14 protein-coding genes are annotated in these 15,494 nt (G+C 61.7%); 5 read left to right on the top strand and 9 right to left on the bottom strand.

Translation table 11 applies throughout. From position 1 onward, the window contains the following. Positions 1-28: 28 nt before the first annotated feature. From HQ912_RS25180 to HQ912_RS25170, 3 genes are all read left to right on the top strand, one after another. Positions 29-958 (top strand): LysR family transcriptional regulator, encoded by a 930-nt coding sequence (locus HQ912_RS25180; protein WP_047227418.1) that lies wholly within the window; start codon positions 29-31, stop codon positions 956-958. Positions 959-1,159: 201 nt separating this feature from the next. Continuing rightward, the gene (locus HQ912_RS25175) at positions 1,160-1,894 is read left to right on the top strand and encodes an ArsR/SmtB family transcription factor (protein ID WP_047227419.1); all 735 of its coding nucleotides are present in this window, start codon (positions 1,160-1,162) and stop codon (positions 1,892-1,894) included. A gap of 88 nt (positions 1,895-1,982) precedes the next feature. Then, positions 1,983-3,365, top strand: a complete 1,383-nt coding sequence (locus HQ912_RS25170; RefSeq protein WP_047227420.1) for an MFS transporter — start codon at positions 1,983-1,985, stop codon at positions 3,363-3,365. A gap of 120 nt (positions 3,366-3,485) precedes the next feature. On the opposite strand, the gene HQ912_RS25165 is transcribed toward HQ912_RS25170, so the two are convergent. The 3 genes from HQ912_RS25165 to HQ912_RS25155 form a co-directional block, all read right to left on the bottom strand. Continuing rightward, entirely contained in the window at positions 3,486-4,439 is a 954-nt protein-coding gene (locus HQ912_RS25165) for an adenosine deaminase (protein WP_076386484.1), read from the bottom strand. 83 nt (positions 4,440-4,522) lie between these two features. Next, entirely contained in the window at positions 4,523-5,488 is a 966-nt protein-coding gene (locus HQ912_RS25160) for a 2-oxoglutarate and iron-dependent oxygenase domain-containing protein (RefSeq protein WP_107321495.1), read from the bottom strand. A 142-nt stretch (positions 5,489-5,630) separates the two neighbouring features. After that, positions 5,631-6,713, bottom strand: coding sequence for a BMP family ABC transporter substrate-binding protein (locus HQ912_RS25155; protein ID WP_076386480.1), 1,083 nt, complete (start codon positions 6,711-6,713; stop codon positions 5,631-5,633). Positions 6,714-7,004: 291 nt separating this feature from the next. Between HQ912_RS25155 and HQ912_RS25150 the strand changes: the two genes are divergently transcribed. Further along, on the top strand, positions 7,005-8,096 hold the full coding sequence (locus HQ912_RS25150) for a calcium:proton antiporter (RefSeq protein WP_047227424.1): 1,092 nt from the start codon (positions 7,005-7,007) through the stop codon (positions 8,094-8,096). Positions 8,097-8,199: 103 nt separating this feature from the next. Here HQ912_RS25150 and HQ912_RS25145 read toward each other — a convergent pair whose 3' ends face one another. The 3 genes from HQ912_RS25145 to HQ912_RS25135 form a co-directional block, all read right to left on the bottom strand. Further along, positions 8,200-9,558 (bottom strand): 8-oxoguanine deaminase, encoded by a 1,359-nt coding sequence (locus tag HQ912_RS25145; RefSeq protein WP_047227425.1) that lies wholly within the window; start codon positions 9,556-9,558, stop codon positions 8,200-8,202. A gap of 233 nt (positions 9,559-9,791) precedes the next feature. Further along, positions 9,792-10,478 carry an SDR family oxidoreductase gene (locus tag HQ912_RS25140; protein WP_047227426.1) on the bottom strand — a complete coding sequence of 229 codons (687 nt, stop codon included), beginning with the start codon at positions 10,476-10,478 and terminating at the stop codon, positions 9,792-9,794. Positions 10,479-10,503: 25 nt separating this feature from the next. Continuing rightward, positions 10,504-10,854 carry a MerR family transcriptional regulator gene (locus tag HQ912_RS25135; protein WP_173407421.1) on the bottom strand — a complete coding sequence of 117 codons (351 nt, stop codon included), beginning with the start codon at positions 10,852-10,854 and terminating at the stop codon, positions 10,504-10,506. Between the two features lie 81 nt (positions 10,855-10,935). Between HQ912_RS25135 and HQ912_RS25130 the strand changes: the two genes are divergently transcribed. Continuing rightward, positions 10,936-11,376, top strand: a complete 441-nt coding sequence (locus tag HQ912_RS25130) for a hypothetical protein (RefSeq protein WP_047227428.1) — start codon at positions 10,936-10,938, stop codon at positions 11,374-11,376. A gap of 66 nt (positions 11,377-11,442) precedes the next feature. On the opposite strand, the gene HQ912_RS25125 is transcribed toward HQ912_RS25130, so the two are convergent. The 3 genes from HQ912_RS25125 to HQ912_RS25115 are packed head-to-tail and all read right to left on the bottom strand — an operon-like array spanning position 11,443 to position 15,039. Continuing rightward, complete coding sequence (locus HQ912_RS25125) at positions 11,443-12,369, bottom strand: ABC transporter permease (RefSeq protein WP_047227429.1); 927 nt, start codon at positions 12,367-12,369, stop codon at positions 11,443-11,445. After that, positions 12,369-13,475 (bottom strand): ABC transporter permease, encoded by a 1,107-nt coding sequence (locus tag HQ912_RS25120; protein ID WP_173407420.1) that lies wholly within the window; start codon positions 13,473-13,475, stop codon positions 12,369-12,371. Before HQ912_RS25120 ends, HQ912_RS25125 begins: the two co-directional genes overlap by 1 nt. 10 nt (positions 13,476-13,485) lie before the next feature. Beyond that, on the bottom strand, positions 13,486-15,039 hold the full coding sequence (locus HQ912_RS25115) for an ABC transporter ATP-binding protein (protein ID WP_173407419.1): 1,554 nt from the start codon (positions 15,037-15,039) through the stop codon (positions 13,486-13,488). Positions 15,040-15,494: the final 455 nt, after the last annotated feature.

The following is a 15,494-nucleotide window of genomic DNA, read 5'->3' as shown; positions in this document are numbered from 1 at the left end:
TCAATGTTTTTTTGATAATGAGGCCGTCATGCTTCGATTCGACGACTTGCAGTTGTTCGTCCGGGCCGCAGACCTGGGCAGCCTGTCTGCCGCGGCCAGGGTCATGGACCTGTCGGCGGCGGTGGCCAGCGCCGCATTGAAGCGGATAGAACAACACTTGGGCGCCCGGCTGTTGGCGCGCTCTACCCGCAGTTTGCGCCTGACGGCCGAGGGCGAAGGCTTCCTTGAGTATGCCCGCGCGGCGCTGAGCAGCCTCGACGAAGGACGCAGGTTATTGACCAGCGGCCAGGACCAGGTCAGCGGGGTGTTGCAGTTGTCCGCCCCCTCGGACTTGGGACGCAACCTGCTGCTGCCCTGGCTGGACGCGTTCCAGGAGGAGCATCCGGGGCTGACCGTGCGACTGCTGCTGGGTGATCGCATCGCTGATCTGTTCAAGCAGCCGGTGGACGTCGCGTTGCGTTATGGCGAGCCGGAAGATTCGAGCCTGGTGGCCCTGCCGGTCGCGCCGGATAACCGCCGGGTGCTGTGTGCATCGCCCAGTTACCTGGCTCGGCATGGCGAACCTGTTCAGTTGGAGCAACTGGCCCAGCACAATTGTCTGTTGTATATGCTCGGCACGCGGGTTCATGACCGTTGGCGTTTTCATGACGGCAAACGGGAAATGAGCCTGACCGTCAGCGGCGACCGCTTCAGCGACGATGCCGATGTGGTGCGTCGCTGGGCGGTGGCAGGCGCGGGGATCGCTTACAAGTCCTGGCTGGACGTTTCAACCGATGTGTTGGCCGGACGTTTGAAAATCCTTCTGCCGCATCTGCAATGCGAACGCGCGCCGCTCAATCTGCTGTGTGCTCACCGAGCGCAACTGAGCAAACCCATCAATCTGCTGCGGGAAATGCTCAAGCTGCGTTGTGGCCGGTTGACGGCACAATTTGCCCTCTCGACGGGGGACGACCATTAGTCGCGCGTAAATAGAGACTTTTCCCTCACGAACAATCGCCTCCAAAGGTTTCCGGAGGACAGGAAACCTCGATCCGCACGCTTATACTAGCGGCCGCCTGAAGCGGCGCGCGATTTGCGGCGGTCGAGCCGCTTTGGGCGGCCCCATTGCTGGTCACTAGCGCCAGAGCAGTAGACGAATGATTCAACAGGGAGTGAATACATGGAACATGCACCTTGCATCAGCCAGATCGCCACGCTGCTGGCCGACCCAAAACGCAGCGCAATGATGTGGGCCTTGATGGACGGCACTGCGCGGCAGGCTGAAGAGCTGGCGTTGCTGGCCGGGCTGTCGCCGTCTTCGGCCAGCGCTCATCTGGGCCGTCTGTCCGCCGGTGGCCTGTTGAAAGTCGAAGCCCGTGGCCGCAAACGGTTTTTCCGCCTGGCGGCACCCGAGATCGGCGCTGCCGTCGAAGCGCTGGCCAGCGCGACCCTGGCCAGTACGCCGCGCCAGCTTCCGGAAGTCTTCAAGCGCGGAGTCATGCCGGGCAAGGCCCCGTCGGCTCCCGCTTCGTTGATGAGGGCCAGGCTTTGCGAAGACCATCTGGGCGGCACCCTGGCGGCCGACCTGTATCAGCGCCTGCTGGATGCCGGATGGATCGAGCAGGGCGACCAGCGGGTGATCGTGACTCACAAAGGTGCCAATGAGCTGGCCGGGCACGGCCTGTTCATCCAGGCGCTGGCCCACCGCAACGCCCGCACCGCTTGTGCCTGCCCGGACTGGAGCGAGCGACGTCCGCACCTGGGGGGCGCCTTGGGTGCTGCGTTGCTGCAACTGTTCATGCAGTCCGGTTGGCTGAGCTTGCCCAACGACTCCAGGGCCTTGCAGGTAACGGTGCTTGGCCAGCAGGAAATCCATCGGTTCGCCACGCAGGACACCGTGGAAATGGCGTTCTAGGGCTGCCGACAGGTCGTATTCAGCAATAGCCTCCAGCAAGGTTCGCGCACACTCGAACCTGGGATTTTTTTGGATTGGGGGAAACAGCATGGATACTCACGGCTACAGCGCGGCGGAACGTCTGGAGCGACTGCCCATCAGCGGCTACCACCGGATTATTTTCATCATTATTGCCTTGGCGTTTTTCTTCGACTCCATGGACCTGGCCATGATGACGTTCCTGCTGGGCTCGATCAAAGCCGAGTTTGGCTTAAGCACCGCCCAGGCAGGTTTGCTCGCCAGCTCCAGTTTCTTTGGCATGGTACTGGGAGCATCGCTGTCGGGCATGCTGGCCGATCGGTTCGGGCGCAAGCCGGTGTTCCAGTGGAGCATCGTGTTGTGGGGCGTCGCCAGTTATTTGTGCTCGACCGCCCAGAGCGTCGATTCACTGATGCTGTTCCGTATCCTGCTGGGTATCGGCATGGGCATGGAGTTTCCGATCGCTCAGTCGATGCTCTCGGAACTGATCCCGGCCACACGCCGAGGCCGCTATATCGCGTTAATGGATGGCTTCTGGCCGTTGGGTTTCGTGGCGGCGGGCGTGCTGTCGTATTTCCTGTTGCCGGTGATCGGCTGGCGCGACATCTTCCTGGTGTTGGCGGTGCCGGCGGTGTTCGTCCTGGTCATTCGCTTCTTCATTCCCGAGTCGCCGCGCTGGCTGGAACAGGCCGGCCGGGGGGACGAGGCGGACGCCGTGCTCAAGCGAATCGAAGACAAGGTCCGAGCCTCGTTGGGACGTGGAGAATTGCCTGAACCGATTCGTCTGCCGAGGGGCGAGAGCGCGCCGGGCAATTTCTTTTCGGCCCTGGCGCAGATCTGGTCACCGCTGTATCGCCAGCGCACGATGATGATCTGGAGCGTCTGGTTTTTCGCCTTGCTCGGTTTTTATGGCCTGACGTCCTGGCTCAGTGCCTTGTTGCAGCAGTCCGGATTCGCCGTGACCCAGTCGGTGTATTACACCGTGCTGATTTCCTTGGGCGGGATTCCCGGCTTCCTCATGGCGGCGTGGCTGGTGGAGCGCTGGGGACGTAAACCGGTGTGCGTGGTCACGTTGCTGGGTGGCGGGGTGATGGCGTTTCTTTATGGTCAGAGCGCGGTGTTTGGCGGCAACGTGGGCCTGCTCATCGGCACCGGGCTTTTGATGCAGTTCTTCCTGTTCGGCATGTGGGCGGTGCTCTACACCTACACGCCGGAGCTGTACCCCACCTCGGCACGGGCCACGGGCTCAGGTTTTGCCTCGGCTGTCGGTCGCATTGGTTCGCTGCTCGGGCCCCTGGTCACCGGGTTGGTGTTTCCCATTACCGGACAGGGCGGTGTGTTCGCCCTGGGCGCGCTGTGCTTCGCCGTGGCGGCGGGGGTGGTCTGGTTGTTTGGCGTGGAGACGCGGGGCAAGACATTGGAGGAGTTGAGCGAGGGTACGGTGGCCGGTTAAACCACTTCACTCTTGTGGGAGCGAGCCTGCTCGCGATGGCGGTAAGTCAGGCGACATCGATGTCGAATGTCATGCTGCTATCGCGAGCAGGCTCGCTCCCACAAGGGGGCATCACCCGTCTTAGGGTTTTACCAGCCGTGCATCCAGGCTGTTCTGCGCCAGGCGTGTGGCCTGGTCCTGGGTCATGCCCAGGTGGGTGTGCAGCGCGTGGAAGTTTTCGGTGACGTAGCCGCCGAAGTACGCCGGGTCATCGGAGTTGACCGTCACCTTCACACCGCGTTCGAGCATGTCGAGGATGTTGTGTTGTGACATGTCGTCGAACACACACAACTTCGTGTTGGACAACGGGCAGACCGTCAGCGGGATCTGTTCGTCGATGATCCGCTGCATCAGTCGTTCATCTTCAATGGCCCGCACGCCGTGGTCGATGCGCTGGATCTTCAACAGGTCCAGGGCTTGCCAGATGTACTCGGGCGGGCCTTCTTCACCGGCGTGGGCAACGGTCAGGAAGCCCTCGTTGCGTGCACGGTCGAATACCCGCTGGAACTTGCTCGGCGGGTGACCCATTTCTGAACTGTCCAGACCCACGGCCACGAACGCGTCGCGGAACGGCAGCGCCTGGTCGAGGGTTTTCTCGGCCTGTTCTTCGCTCAGGTGGCGCAGGAAACTCAGGATCAGGCCGCTGGTGATGCCCAGTTGCTGTTCACCGTCCTTGAGGGCCGCGGCGATGCCGTTGAGCACCACTTCGAACGGGACACCACGGTCGGTGTGAGTCTGCGGGTCGAAGAACGGTTCGGTGTGAATCACGTTCTGCGCCTTGCAGCGCAACAGGTAGGCCCAGGTCAGGTCGTAGAAATCCTGGGAGGTGCGCAACACGTCGGCGCCCTGGTAATACAGGTCGAGGAATTCCTGCAGATTGTTGAAGGCATAGGCCTTGCGCAGGGTGTCCACGTCGCTCCACGGCAGGGCGATCTTGTTGCGTTCGGCCAGGGCGAACAGCAGCTCGGGCTCCAGCGAGCCTTCCAGATGCAAATGCAGTTCAGCCTTGGGCAAGGCGTTCAGCCAGTCGTACATGTTCTTTTCTCATCAGCGAATCGATGGCGGGCATTCTACAGGGGCTGGCCGCAATGTCTGGTAAAACCTGACCGGCTGATCCACTACACCGCCTGTTGTTCCCGCCGATAAGCATAGGTGTCAGCGAAGCGTGACAGCAGGAATTCGGCGCAGGTGGTGGTCGGGTACTTCGGTGGGTGGCCCTCATCCTGACAACCGGGCAGGCATTGGATCTGCGTGTCGGGGTGCGGCTCGGCAAAGAACGGCATCGAGTAGCGGTCTACCCCCAGCGGGCTGATCACCCGGTGGGGGGTGGACAGGTAACGGTCGTTGCTCCAGCGCGCCATCATGTCGCCGAGGTTGACCACGAACGTGCCGTCGATGGGCGGCGCGTCGATCCATTGGCCGTTGACGTTGCGCACTTGCAGGCCACCAGCGGCGTCCTGGTAGAGCAGGGTGATGCAGCCGTAATCGGTATGGGCGCCGGCACCTTGCTGTTCGGCAGAGCTGGCGGTGTGACGCGGCGGATAGTGAATCAGGCGCAGCACGCTCACAGGCTCGGTGAAGCGCGTGTCGAAGAAGTCCCGCTCGATGCCGAGGGCCAGGGTCATGGCGCGCAGCAGGGTTTGGGCAAGGGCCTGCATGTCGCGGTAATGCTGCTCCATCAGGGGTTCCCAGCCCGCCAGATCCGGGTGTCGGTTAGGACCGCGCAGAGGCTTGTGCGCCAGCACGTCGGGATGATCGGCCGGCAAGTGCAGGCCCATGTCGAAGGTTTCTTTCAGGTCGCTGGGTTTGGCCGGGTCCAGTTGTTCGGTGGCGACGGCGCCGTAGCCGCGATGATGGCGGGTCTGGGTGATGTCGATCTTGAGTTTTTCTTCTACCGGCAGCCTGAAGAAGCGTTGGGCATGGTCCAGGACTTCGGTGATGCGAGCCGGGCTGATGGGGTGACCCTTGATGTAGAAAAAGCCCCACTGGCGGCAGGCCTGGTCGATCTGGTTGGCGACCGATTGCCAGGCGCTGGGGCTATCGCCGTAGAGCGGGCTGATGTCGATGATGGGAAGGCTGTTCATGCGGCTTTCCTGATTGTGTGAGGGGGCCGATGTGGGAGCGAGCCGGCTCGCGATAGCGATTTGTCTGTCGACATCAACGTTGAATGTCAGTCCGCTATCGCGAGCAGGCTCGCTCCCACAGGGTTTTGTGTTGACTCGTCAGTTATTTGGGAATCTCAGCCTTCATACCTTCGACGTAGTAATTCATCGACGCCAGTTCCACATTGGTAGCGCTCACGCCCGCCGGGATTTTCTCGACGCCGGCCTGGTCCTTGATCGGCCCGGTGAACGGATGGAAAGCACCGCTCTCGATGTCGGCGATGATCTGCTCGGCTTCGCCTTTGACCGCCGCTGGCACCAGGTCGCTGATCGGCAGTTTCACCGTGCCTTCCTTCAGGCCGCCCCAGTAGTCCTGGGATTTCCAGCTATGGTCGAGCACGCTTTGGGTGGCCTGGATGTAGTGCGGGCCCCAGTCGTTGACAATCGAGGTCAGCACCGCCTTGGGACCGAAGTGGGCCATGTCCGAAGCGTAGCCGACGGCATAGACGCCGCGCCGCTCGGCGGCCTGGATCGGCGCCGGGCTGTCGGTGTGCTGGAACACCACATCCACGCCCTGGTCGATCAGTGCGTTGGCGGCATCGGCTTCCTTGCCCGGATCGAACCAGGAGTTGACCCACACCACTTTGATTTCGGTGCCGGGGTTGTATTTGTTCAGGGCCAGTTGGATGGCGTTGATGTCGCGGATGACTTCCGGGATCGGGAAGGAGGCGACGTAGCCGATCTTTTTGGTCTTGGTCATCTTGGCCGCGAGGAAACCGCCGACGTAGCGGCCTTCGTAGGTGCGAGCCAGGTACGTGCCCAGGTTCTTGTCCTGCTTGTAGCCGGTGGCGTGTTCGAAGGTCACTTTGGGGAATTGCTTGGCGACCTTCAGTGTCGGGTTCATGTAGCCGAAGGACGTGGTGAAGATCAGGTCGTACTTGTCCTTGGCCATGTTGCGGATCACCCGCTCGGCGTCGGCGCCTTCAGGCACGTTTTCCACGTAGTTGGTGGTGATTCGGTCGCCGAGTTTCGCCACCAGTTCCTTGCGTCCCTGTTCATGCTGGTAGGTCCAGCCGTGGTCACCGATGGGGCCGATATAGACGAAACCGACCTTCAGCGGGTCGGCAGCGCTGGCATTCAGGCCGGCGCTCAGACCGACAGTCGCAGCGACGGCGCAAAGCAACATCTTCAAGGGACGCTTGTGCATGAACTCGAACTCCATTTTGTTGTGAGGTTGGCTGAACAGCGCTAATGCAAAATGCTGACCAATAGGACAACAAAATCTGTGATCTTTTCGAGGCAGCCATCGCGAGCAAGCTCGCTCCCACAAGGACAACGCAATACCTGTGGGAGCGAGCTTGCTCGCGATGAGGTCCTTGAGATCGATAAAGGTGCACCTGCCACCCACTCGCCACTCCCTGGTGCGTCACTTCGCCCGAACGTTCGCCGCCCCCTACAGTCAGTAGCTCATGACCCCGCCCACGGTGATAGGCCCGCGATGCTGACTTTGATCAAGCAAGAAAAACTGCTGTTGCTGGCGCTGATCGCCGCGGTGCTCGCCTATCCGCTGGAGCACTGGCTGTTGGGTAGCGGACAGATCGTGGCGTTGCTCGGCGGTTTGGTCCTGATCGGCTTTATCGTCGCGGCTTCCATGCGTGTGGCCCATCACGCCGAGCTGCTGGCAGAGAAGGTCGGCGATCCCTACGGCACGATGATCCTGACCCTGTCGGCGGTGCTGGTAGAAGTGGTGATCCTGGCGATCATGATGAGCAACGAAGCCTCGCCAACGCTGGTGCGCGACACCATCTATTCTGCGGTGATGCTCGATATCAACGGCATTCTTGGCCTTGCGGCGCTGATGGGCGGAATCAAGCATGGCGAGCAGGCTTACAACGATGATTCGGCGCGCACCTACAGCGTGATGATTCTCACCGCCATGGGCGTATCGATGGTGGTGCCGGAGTTCATTCCCCAAGAGAGCTGGAAGCTCTATTCGGCATTCACCATCGGCGCGATGATCGTGCTGTACACCCTGTTCCTGCGCATGCAGGTGGGGCCTCACAGTTACTTTTTCAGCTACAGCTACCCGGAAAAACGCCGTCGGAAAGAGCCGGTGGAAAACCAGCCGAAACCCATCAGCCTGACGTTCTCCATCGCGGCGCTGGTGTTTGGCGTCGTAGTGATCGGAGCGTTGGCCGAGGTCATGTCCAAAGCCATCGACCTGGGGCTGGAAGGTTCAGGGGCGCCGCCGGTGGTTACGGCGATTCTGGTGGCTGCCATTTCCGCGGCACCGGAAATCCTCACCGCCTTGCGCGCGGCGTTGGCCAACCGTATGCAGTCGGTGGTGAATATCGCCTTGGGGGCTTCGCTGTCCACCGTGATCCTCACCGTGCCGGTGATGGAAGCGATGGCGCTCTACACCGGCCAGCCGTTCCAGATGGCAATGACCCCGGTGCAGACGGTGATGATCTTCATCACCTTGATCGTCTGCGCCATCAACCTCAACGATGGGGAAACCAATGCCATTGAAGGCATGACCCATTTTGTGTTGTTCGCGACGTTTATCATGTTGTCGTTGCTGGGACTCTAGAAGAGTATCGCGGGCAAGCCTTGCTCCCACTGGTCTCACGGCAAGGCTGCTTCATACATCCACCCTTGATGTGGGAGCAAGGCTTGCCCGCGATAGCGTCCGGTCAGGCGCCGGCGATCAACTCCCGCGCCGCCTGGCTGTGATCAGCAATCAACCCCTTCAGGTCCAACCCTTCGACCTGTCCGTCGATGACCCGCCATTGCCCACTGACCATCACCCGGTCCGCCCGGTCCGCGCCGCACAGCAGCAGGGCCGAAACCGGATCGTGACTGCCGGAGAAGCGCAGTTCGTCGAGTTTGAACAGCGCCAAGTCAGCCTGTTTGCCCACCGCCAGCTCACCGATATCGTTGCGCCCCAGCAGTTGTGCCGAGCCGCGGGTCGCCCAGCCCAGCACTCGCTGCGGGGTGATCGCCTGCGCGCCATAGCGCAGGCGCTGAATGTACAACGCCTGGCGGGTTTCCAGGATCATGTTCGAGGCATCGTTGGAGGCCGAGCCGTCCACACCCAGGCCCAGCGGTGCGCCGGCGGCGGTGAGTTCCAGGGTAGGGCAGATGCCCGAGGCCAGGCGCATGTTGGAGCTTGGGCAATGGCAGATGCCGGTGCCGGCGGCGCCGAGACGGGTGATTTCCTCAGGATTGAAATGAATGCCGTGGGCCAGCCAGGTGCGCGGGCCGAGCCAGCCGACGCTGTCCAGGTAGTCCACGGTGCGCAGGCCGAAGCGTTGCAGGCAGAAGTCCTCTTCGTCGAGGGTTTCGGCCAGGTGAGTGTGTAGGCGTACGTCGAGTTTCTCCGCCAGCTCGGCGCTGGCGCGCATGATTTCAGGCGTGACCGAAAACGGTGAACAAGGCGCCAGGGCAATCTGGATTTGCGCCCCGTCGCCGCGCTCATGGTATTGGCTGATCAACCGCAGGCTGTCCTCGAGAATCACGTGGCCCTGCTGCACGGTCTGTTGTGGCGGCAAGCCACCGTCGGCTTCACCCAGGCTCATGGAACCGCGGGTCAGCATCGCGCGCATGCCCAGTTCACGGACACTTTGTACCTGCACATCGATGGCATTTTCCAAGCCTTCGGGGAACAGGTAATGGTGATCGGCCGCTGTGGTGCAGCCTGAAAGCAACAGTTCGGCCAGCGCCACTTTGCTCGCCAGAGCGAGCTTTTCCGGTGTCAACCGCGCCCATACCGGGTAGAGGGTTTTCAGCCACGGGAACAGGGGCTGGTTCACCACCGGTGCCCAGGCGCGAGTCAGGGTCTGGTAGAAATGATGATGGGTGTTGATCAGCCCCGGCAGGATCACATGTTCGCCGGCGTCGAAGACTGTGTCGCAGGGCTGGGCGGGTTGCTGGCCGGCCCTCAGCAATTCGACGATCACGCCGTTTTGCAGGACAAGACCGCCACGGGCATCAAGGTCGTTGGCCGTGAAGATGGCGAGGGGATTTTTTAACCAGGTACGGGTCGCAGGCATGGTGGCCGGCTCCTCTGAAAGTGGGTTCAGGTTAGCCAGCTCAGTGATGCCCTGTCTGCTGATCCAGGGTCGCCCGTTGGGTAGGGCGAGGTGCTGAGTTTACTCAGGTTGCGGGGCACATTTCCAGAGTTGAACGGGAGCCATGTGGGAGCGAGCCTGCTCGCGATAGCGGTGTGTCAGTCGACATCATGGTGAATGTCAGGCCGCAATCGCGAGCAGGGGGAAGGCTTGGGTTACCAGGGAATCGTCTCGCCCTTGTAGTTGACGAAATGATGCCCACCCTTGCCGGCAAAGGCATTGACCTGATCAATCAGGCCGCGGGTGCTGGTCTCGACATCAATGTCCGCCCCTTCGCCACCCATGTCGGTCTTCACCCAGCCCGGGTGCAGCGACAGAACCGTCAATGTCTGCTCGCCCAATTGAGTGACAAAACTATTGGTCATCGAATTGAGCGCCGCCTTGCTGGCCTTGTACAGCGCCAGTTCCGGGGCGTCAGGCATGGTCACGCTGCCCAGCACGGAGCTCATGAATGCCAGCACGCCACTGCCGTCGCGGATCTGACCGACGAAACGCTGGGCCAGATTGATCGGTGCCACGGCGTTGGTGAAGAACAACTGGCCGACTTCGGCCAGCGTCGCACCGCCGGGGCTCTGGTTGTCAGGGCCTTTGACGCCGGCATTGACGAACAACAGGTCGAAGGTTTCGTCCTTGAGCTGCTGGCTCAGGGTGATGACGGCTTGCTGGTCGTCCATGTCGAGCTTTTCGATCCGCACTGGGCCCAGTGCCTTCAACGCCTCGGCGTTCTGCGGGTTGCGCACGGTGGCGGTCACGCTCCAGCCATCGCTGAGCAGCGTCTTCACCAGGCCGAGGCCCAGGCCCCGGGAGGCGCCAATGATCAATGCGTTTTTTGCCGAATTCATGAGGAGCATCCTTGATGAAAAAAGGTCACGGATTTAATGGACAGCGTTGCCCGAGCCGTTGTTTCAGCTCATGGCGCAACGCGTCGAGTTCGGTCATACGGGTTTCGATCAGGTTCAGTTTTTCTTGCAGCAATTGCGTCACGGCGCAGTCAGGGTCCTGCGCCTGCCACAGGGCGGCGACGCTGGCGCCGATCTCGCCCAGGGTAAAACCCAGGCGCTGGGCGGTCTTGATGTAGAGCACCAGTTGCACCATGTCGGCGGGGTAGTGGCGATAGCCATTGGCGCTGCGCTGCGCCGCGATCAGGCCGCGCTGCTCGTAGAAGCGCAGGGTGTCACGGCTGACGGCACAGGCTCGGGCGAGTTCACCGATGCGCATGGTGGGTCTCCGAAGGGCTTGACCTTGGAGCATACCCCAGGCTTTAGGCTCTTTGCTTCCCAATTATCTGGAGCAAGGTGTATGTGGACTTTGATGCAATATCGCCGGGTGGTGCGCGGCAGCGCCTGGTACGACCTTATCGTGTCGGCCGTGCTGGCCACGCCGTGGAGCTTTGCGGCGTTGCATGGTGTGTTGATGAGTATGACTCAGTTATTTGATCTGCCTGGAGAACTGCCGCCGTTTGCGCCGGCGCATGTGCTGATGGTGAATCTGCTGGGCTCGATTGTTTGCGTGTGGGCGGTGCTGCGGATTCGTGATCCGCAGCCGCTGTACGGGCGTTATGACGCGGCGGGGCGGTTTTTGTTTTCCGCCTGGATGCTGTATGCACTGCTTCATGGGGCCAGTGCGGTGTTGTGGGTTTTCCTGTTTTTCGAGTTGGTGTGGGGCTTGGTTCAGGTATTGCCTGTTCGGGCCTCATCGCGAGCAGGCTCGCTCCCACAGGGAGAGATGGGGCGAGCCTGAAACTGACGGTCACCCCGATCAAATGTGGGAGCGAGCCTGCTCGCGATAGGCGCGCCGCCGTCTACCTCAATGCCCTGCCTGCCAAGGCTGTCCCAGCGACACCGGCGCATACAGCCGCGTGCGCACCGCGTCCCGGGACAGCAACACCAACACCACAATGGTCGCGACGTACGGCAGCATCGCCAGCAAGCTCGATGGAATCGCCAGCCCCAAGCCCTGGGCCACCAGGTGCAGGATGCTGGCGAGGCCGAACAGGTAGGCGCCCAGCAGCAGGCGCCAGACTCGCCAACTGGCGAACACTACCAGCGCCAGGGCGATCCAGCCGCGCCCGGCGCTCATGTTTTCGGCCCACATCGGCGTGTACGCCAGCGACAGGTAGGCACCCGCCAGCCCGGCCATGGCACCGCCGAACAGCACCGCCAGGGTCCGCACCCGCAACACCGGCAGGCCCATGGCACTGGCGGCATCGGGATTTTCCCCCACCGCCTGGATGATCAGCCCGACGCGACTTTTCACAATCACCCAGGCCACCAGGGCGAACAGCGCAAAAGACAGGTACACCAGCAGATCCTGGGCAAACAGCATCCGCCCGATCAACGGGATGTCGCTCAAGTAGGGAATCGCCAGCGGCTCGAACCCCGCCAGCGGCTTGCCGACCCAGGCCGCCCCGACAAAACTCGACAGCCCCACGCCGAAAATCGTCAGCGCCAACCCGGTGGCCACTTGATTGGCATTGAACACCAGCGCTACCAACGCGAACAGCGCCGACAACAGCATCCCGGCGGCCATCGCCAGCAGCACGCCAAGCCACAGGTTGCCGCTGTTGAACGCGACGATAAAACCGATCACCGCGCCGAACAGCATCATGCCTTCCTGGCCCAGGTTCAAAACACCACTTTTCTCGCAGATCAGCTCACCCAGAGCCACCAGCAGCAACGGTGTGCCGCAACGGATCATAGCGTAGAAAATATTGCTCAACAGGTCGATATCCATCACAGCGCTCCTGCCTGTACGGCGGTGGTCCGGGTGCGCCGGGCCCAGCGCAGGTTCAGGCGCGGCCGATACAGGATCAGTACGTCGCAGGCCAACAGGAAAAACAGCATCATGCCCTGGAACAGCTGGGTGATTGCCTGGGGAAGGTTCAGCGACATCTGCGCGCTTTCGCCGCCGATGTACAACAAGGCCATCAGCAGGCTGGCGAACAGAATGCCGATGGGATTCAGACGTCCCAGGAACGCCACGGTAATCGCCGCATAGCCGTAGCCCGGTGACACTTGCGGCACCAGTTGGCCGATTGGCCCGGTCACTTCGCAGACACCGGCGAGCCCGGCCAGTGCACCGCTGATCAACAGCGCCAGCCACACCAGCGGCTTCTGGCGAAAGCCGGCGAAGCCGGCGGCCCGAGCGTCCAGGCCCAGCACTTTGATCTGAAACCCGACAAAACTTTTCTGCAGCAACACCCAGACCGCCACCAGTGCCAGCAGAGCGAAATACAACCCGGCATGAAGCCGCCCGTCTTCCACCAGCAATGACAGGCGACTGGCATCGCCGAACATCGCCGACTCCGGAAAGTTGAACCCGGCCGGGTCTTTCAGCGGTCCGTGAACGCAGAACAGCAGCAGGTTAAGTGCGATGTAATTGAGCATGATGCTGGTCAGGATTTCATTGGCATTGAAGCGCGTGCGTAGCCACGCCGTGAGCCCGGCCCAGGCGGCACCGGCGAGGGTGCCGGTCAGCAGAATCAGCACCAGTGCCCAGCGGCTTTGCATGCCGATGATGTTCACCGCGACGGCGCTGCCGGCCAGGGCGCCCAATAGCAATTGTCCCTCGGCGCCAATGTTCCAGATTCGTGCCTGGTAGGCCACCGCCAGGCCGAGGGCGCAGAGCAGGATCGGCAAGGCTTTGACCAGCCATTCGGACACACCGTATAGATCACTGATCGGGGCTATCAACAAGGTGTACAAGGTTTGCAACGGATCATGCCCCAGGACGGCGAACAGCAGCGAGCCACAGCCCAGGGTCAATACGGCGGCCAGCAGCGGCGAGCACCAGAGCATCAGGCGCGATTGTTGGCCGCGGGGTTCAAGAGACAGCAGCATAAAAACTCCGTTAGACCGTCGCGGGATCAGGGGATTGAGGGGCGTCGAACTGGCCGGCCATCCAGCCGCCGACGTCGCTAAGCCGGGTTTGGACAGTGGGCCTCAAGGCGGACAAACGCCCGCCACACAAAGCGCCGAGGCGGTCGCTGATCTGGAACAGTTCGTCGAGTTCTTCGGAGATCACCAGGATGGCGGCACCCGCATCGCGCAAGGCAATCAGGGCCCTGTGGATGGTCGCCGCTGCGCCGACGTCTACGCCCCAGGTCGGATGCGCCGCCACCAGCAGCCTGGGCTGTTGAAGGATTTCCCGACCGAGGATGAATTTTTGCAGGTTGCCCCCCGAGAGGCTGCGCGCCGGGGTTCTGGTGTCGGGCGTCTTCACCCCAAAACGACGGATAATCTCCTCGGCCAGGTGCTCGACCTTGCGCCGTTGAATCAGGCCGCAACGGATCAGTCCTTGTTGGAAGGCGCTGAGCAGGGCGTTATCCGCCAGGCTCAATTGCGGCACGGCGCCGTGGCCCAGGCGTTCGGCTGGAACAAATGCCAGCCCGAGGCGGCGCCGGGCATTGGGGCGCAGATGCGCCACCGGTTGCCCATCGAACCTGATCGTCTCGCCTTTGTGGCGGGGCAGTTGCGTTTCACCGCTGAGTAATGCCAGCCACTCGTCCTGCCCATTCCCCGCCACTCCGGCGATACCGACGATTTCGCCGCTGCGTACCTCAAGGTCTATATCCCGTAACGAGCAACCGAACGGGTCTGGGTTTGGCCATGACAGTTTGTGGATCTCAAGGAACGCTTTGTCCGCGCTGACCTTGGGGTAGTCCGCGATCAGCCCGGCCGCTTCGCCGACCATCAACTGTGCCAGTTCCCGGTCCGAGCACAGTGCTGGTGTGCAATGCCCTGACACCCGTCCGCCACGCAGCACCGTCGCGCTGTGGCACAACGCGCGGACCTCGCCCAACTTGTGGCTGATGAACAAAATGCTGCAGCCTTCGCTCGCCAGGCGCCGCAGGGTCACGAACAGTTCTTCGGCTTCCTGGGGCGTCAGCACCGAGGTGGGTTCATCGAGAATCAGCAGACGGATGTCCTGCATCAAGCAACGAATGATCTCCACCCGTTGACGTTCGCCAATCGACAGGCTGTGGACCAACCGCTGCGGCTCCAGGGCCATGCCGTAGCGTTGGGAAACTTCGCGGATTCGCGGCTCCAGTTGCGCCGGTGTGCCGGCTGCCGCGCCCATGGCCAGGGCGATGTTCTGCGCCACGGTAAGGGTTTCAAACAGCGAGAAATGCTGGAACACCATACCGATGCCCAGGCTACGGGCCTGGGCCGGGTTGCGCAGGTCGACCCGTTGGCCTTGCCAGATCACCTCGCCCGAATCGGCTTGGGTAACGCCGTAGATAATCTTCATCAGGGTGCTTTTGCCAGCACCGTTTTCGCCGAGCAGCGCGTGGATCTCGCCGGGCTGGATGCTCAGGTCGATGGCGTCATTGGCCAGGCAACCTGGGTAGCGTTTGCTGATCTTGCGCAATTGCAGGCGCGGGATGGAATCGGGGTCGGACATGACAGGCTCGGGTCAGGGGACATGAATGCCTGTGGATAAAGCAATTTCCTGGCCAGTAGGTCAGGAAATGTCAGCGAGCCCCGCGCTTTGCCTATCGGCTTGGCTTACTCGCCAACACCCTCGCTGTGGATAGGGCACCGCAATGGGGCGAGCAGGTGATAGAGGCGTTGTTTGTGCCCCGAAACGGGTGGTTAAAAAATGATCAGGCGGCTGCGAGCCATGCCTTTCATGGGACGGCGTGAGCCATGAACGGGTTATCCACAGGATGTTCCACAGTTATTGTGCGCAAGCCTGAAGGTCCGGCATAACCAGCGCCCGGCTTTCTTCTAAAGGTGATAAAACCTCGCAAGCATTTGTTTTTCTGAAGAATTCCTACAGAAAACAGTGCTTTGATCAAAAAACGAACAACAGCCGCAAAGCCGCATGACAGAAGGGTTACAGCGGAATGTGCTCAG

The sequence above is a fragment of the Pseudomonas sp. MPDS genome (assembly GCF_013283895.1).
Classification (GTDB): Bacteria; Pseudomonadota; Gammaproteobacteria; order Pseudomonadales; family Pseudomonadaceae; genus Aquipseudomonas; species Aquipseudomonas rhizophila.
This window is presented reverse-complemented; position numbering and strand designations above follow the sequence as displayed.

What these genes read in the sequence shown, in the direction of transcription:
- HQ912_RS25145 (WP_047227425.1), bottom strand. Translation starts at nt 9,558, where the DNA reads ATGCCTGCGACCCGTACCTGGTTAAAAAATCCCCTCGCCATCTTCACG.
- HQ912_RS25125 (WP_047227429.1), bottom strand. Translation starts at nt 12,369, where the DNA reads ATGGATATCGACCTGTTGAGCAATATTTTCTACGCTATGATCCGTTGC.
- HQ912_RS25150 (WP_047227424.1), top strand. Translation starts at nt 7,005, where the DNA reads ATGCTGACTTTGATCAAGCAAGAAAAACTGCTGTTGCTGGCGCTGATC.
- HQ912_RS25135 (WP_173407421.1), bottom strand. Translation starts at nt 10,854, where the DNA reads ATGCGCATCGGTGAACTCGCCCGAGCCTGTGCCGTCAGCCGTGACACC.
- HQ912_RS25160 (WP_107321495.1), bottom strand. Translation starts at nt 5,488, where the DNA reads ATGAACAGCCTTCCCATCATCGACATCAGCCCGCTCTACGGCGATAGC.
- HQ912_RS25120 (WP_173407420.1), bottom strand. Translation starts at nt 13,475, where the DNA reads ATGCTGCTGTCTCTTGAACCCCGCGGCCAACAATCGCGCCTGATGCTC.
- HQ912_RS25180 (WP_047227418.1), top strand. Translation starts at nt 29, where the DNA reads ATGCTTCGATTCGACGACTTGCAGTTGTTCGTCCGGGCCGCAGACCTG.
- HQ912_RS25155 (WP_076386480.1), bottom strand. Translation starts at nt 6,713, where the DNA reads ATGCACAAGCGTCCCTTGAAGATGTTGCTTTGCGCCGTCGCTGCGACT.
- HQ912_RS25140 (WP_047227426.1), bottom strand. Translation starts at nt 10,478, where the DNA reads ATGAATTCGGCAAAAAACGCATTGATCATTGGCGCCTCCCGGGGCCTG.
- HQ912_RS25115 (WP_173407419.1), bottom strand. Translation starts at nt 15,039, where the DNA reads ATGTCCGACCCCGATTCCATCCCGCGCCTGCAATTGCGCAAGATCAGC.
- HQ912_RS25170 (WP_047227420.1), top strand. Translation starts at nt 1,983, where the DNA reads ATGGATACTCACGGCTACAGCGCGGCGGAACGTCTGGAGCGACTGCCC.
- HQ912_RS25130 (WP_047227428.1), top strand. Translation starts at nt 10,936, where the DNA reads ATGTGGACTTTGATGCAATATCGCCGGGTGGTGCGCGGCAGCGCCTGG.
- HQ912_RS25175 (WP_047227419.1), top strand. Translation starts at nt 1,160, where the DNA reads ATGGAACATGCACCTTGCATCAGCCAGATCGCCACGCTGCTGGCCGAC.
- HQ912_RS25165 (WP_076386484.1), bottom strand. Translation starts at nt 4,439, where the DNA reads ATGTACGACTGGCTGAACGCCTTGCCCAAGGCTGAACTGCATTTGCAT.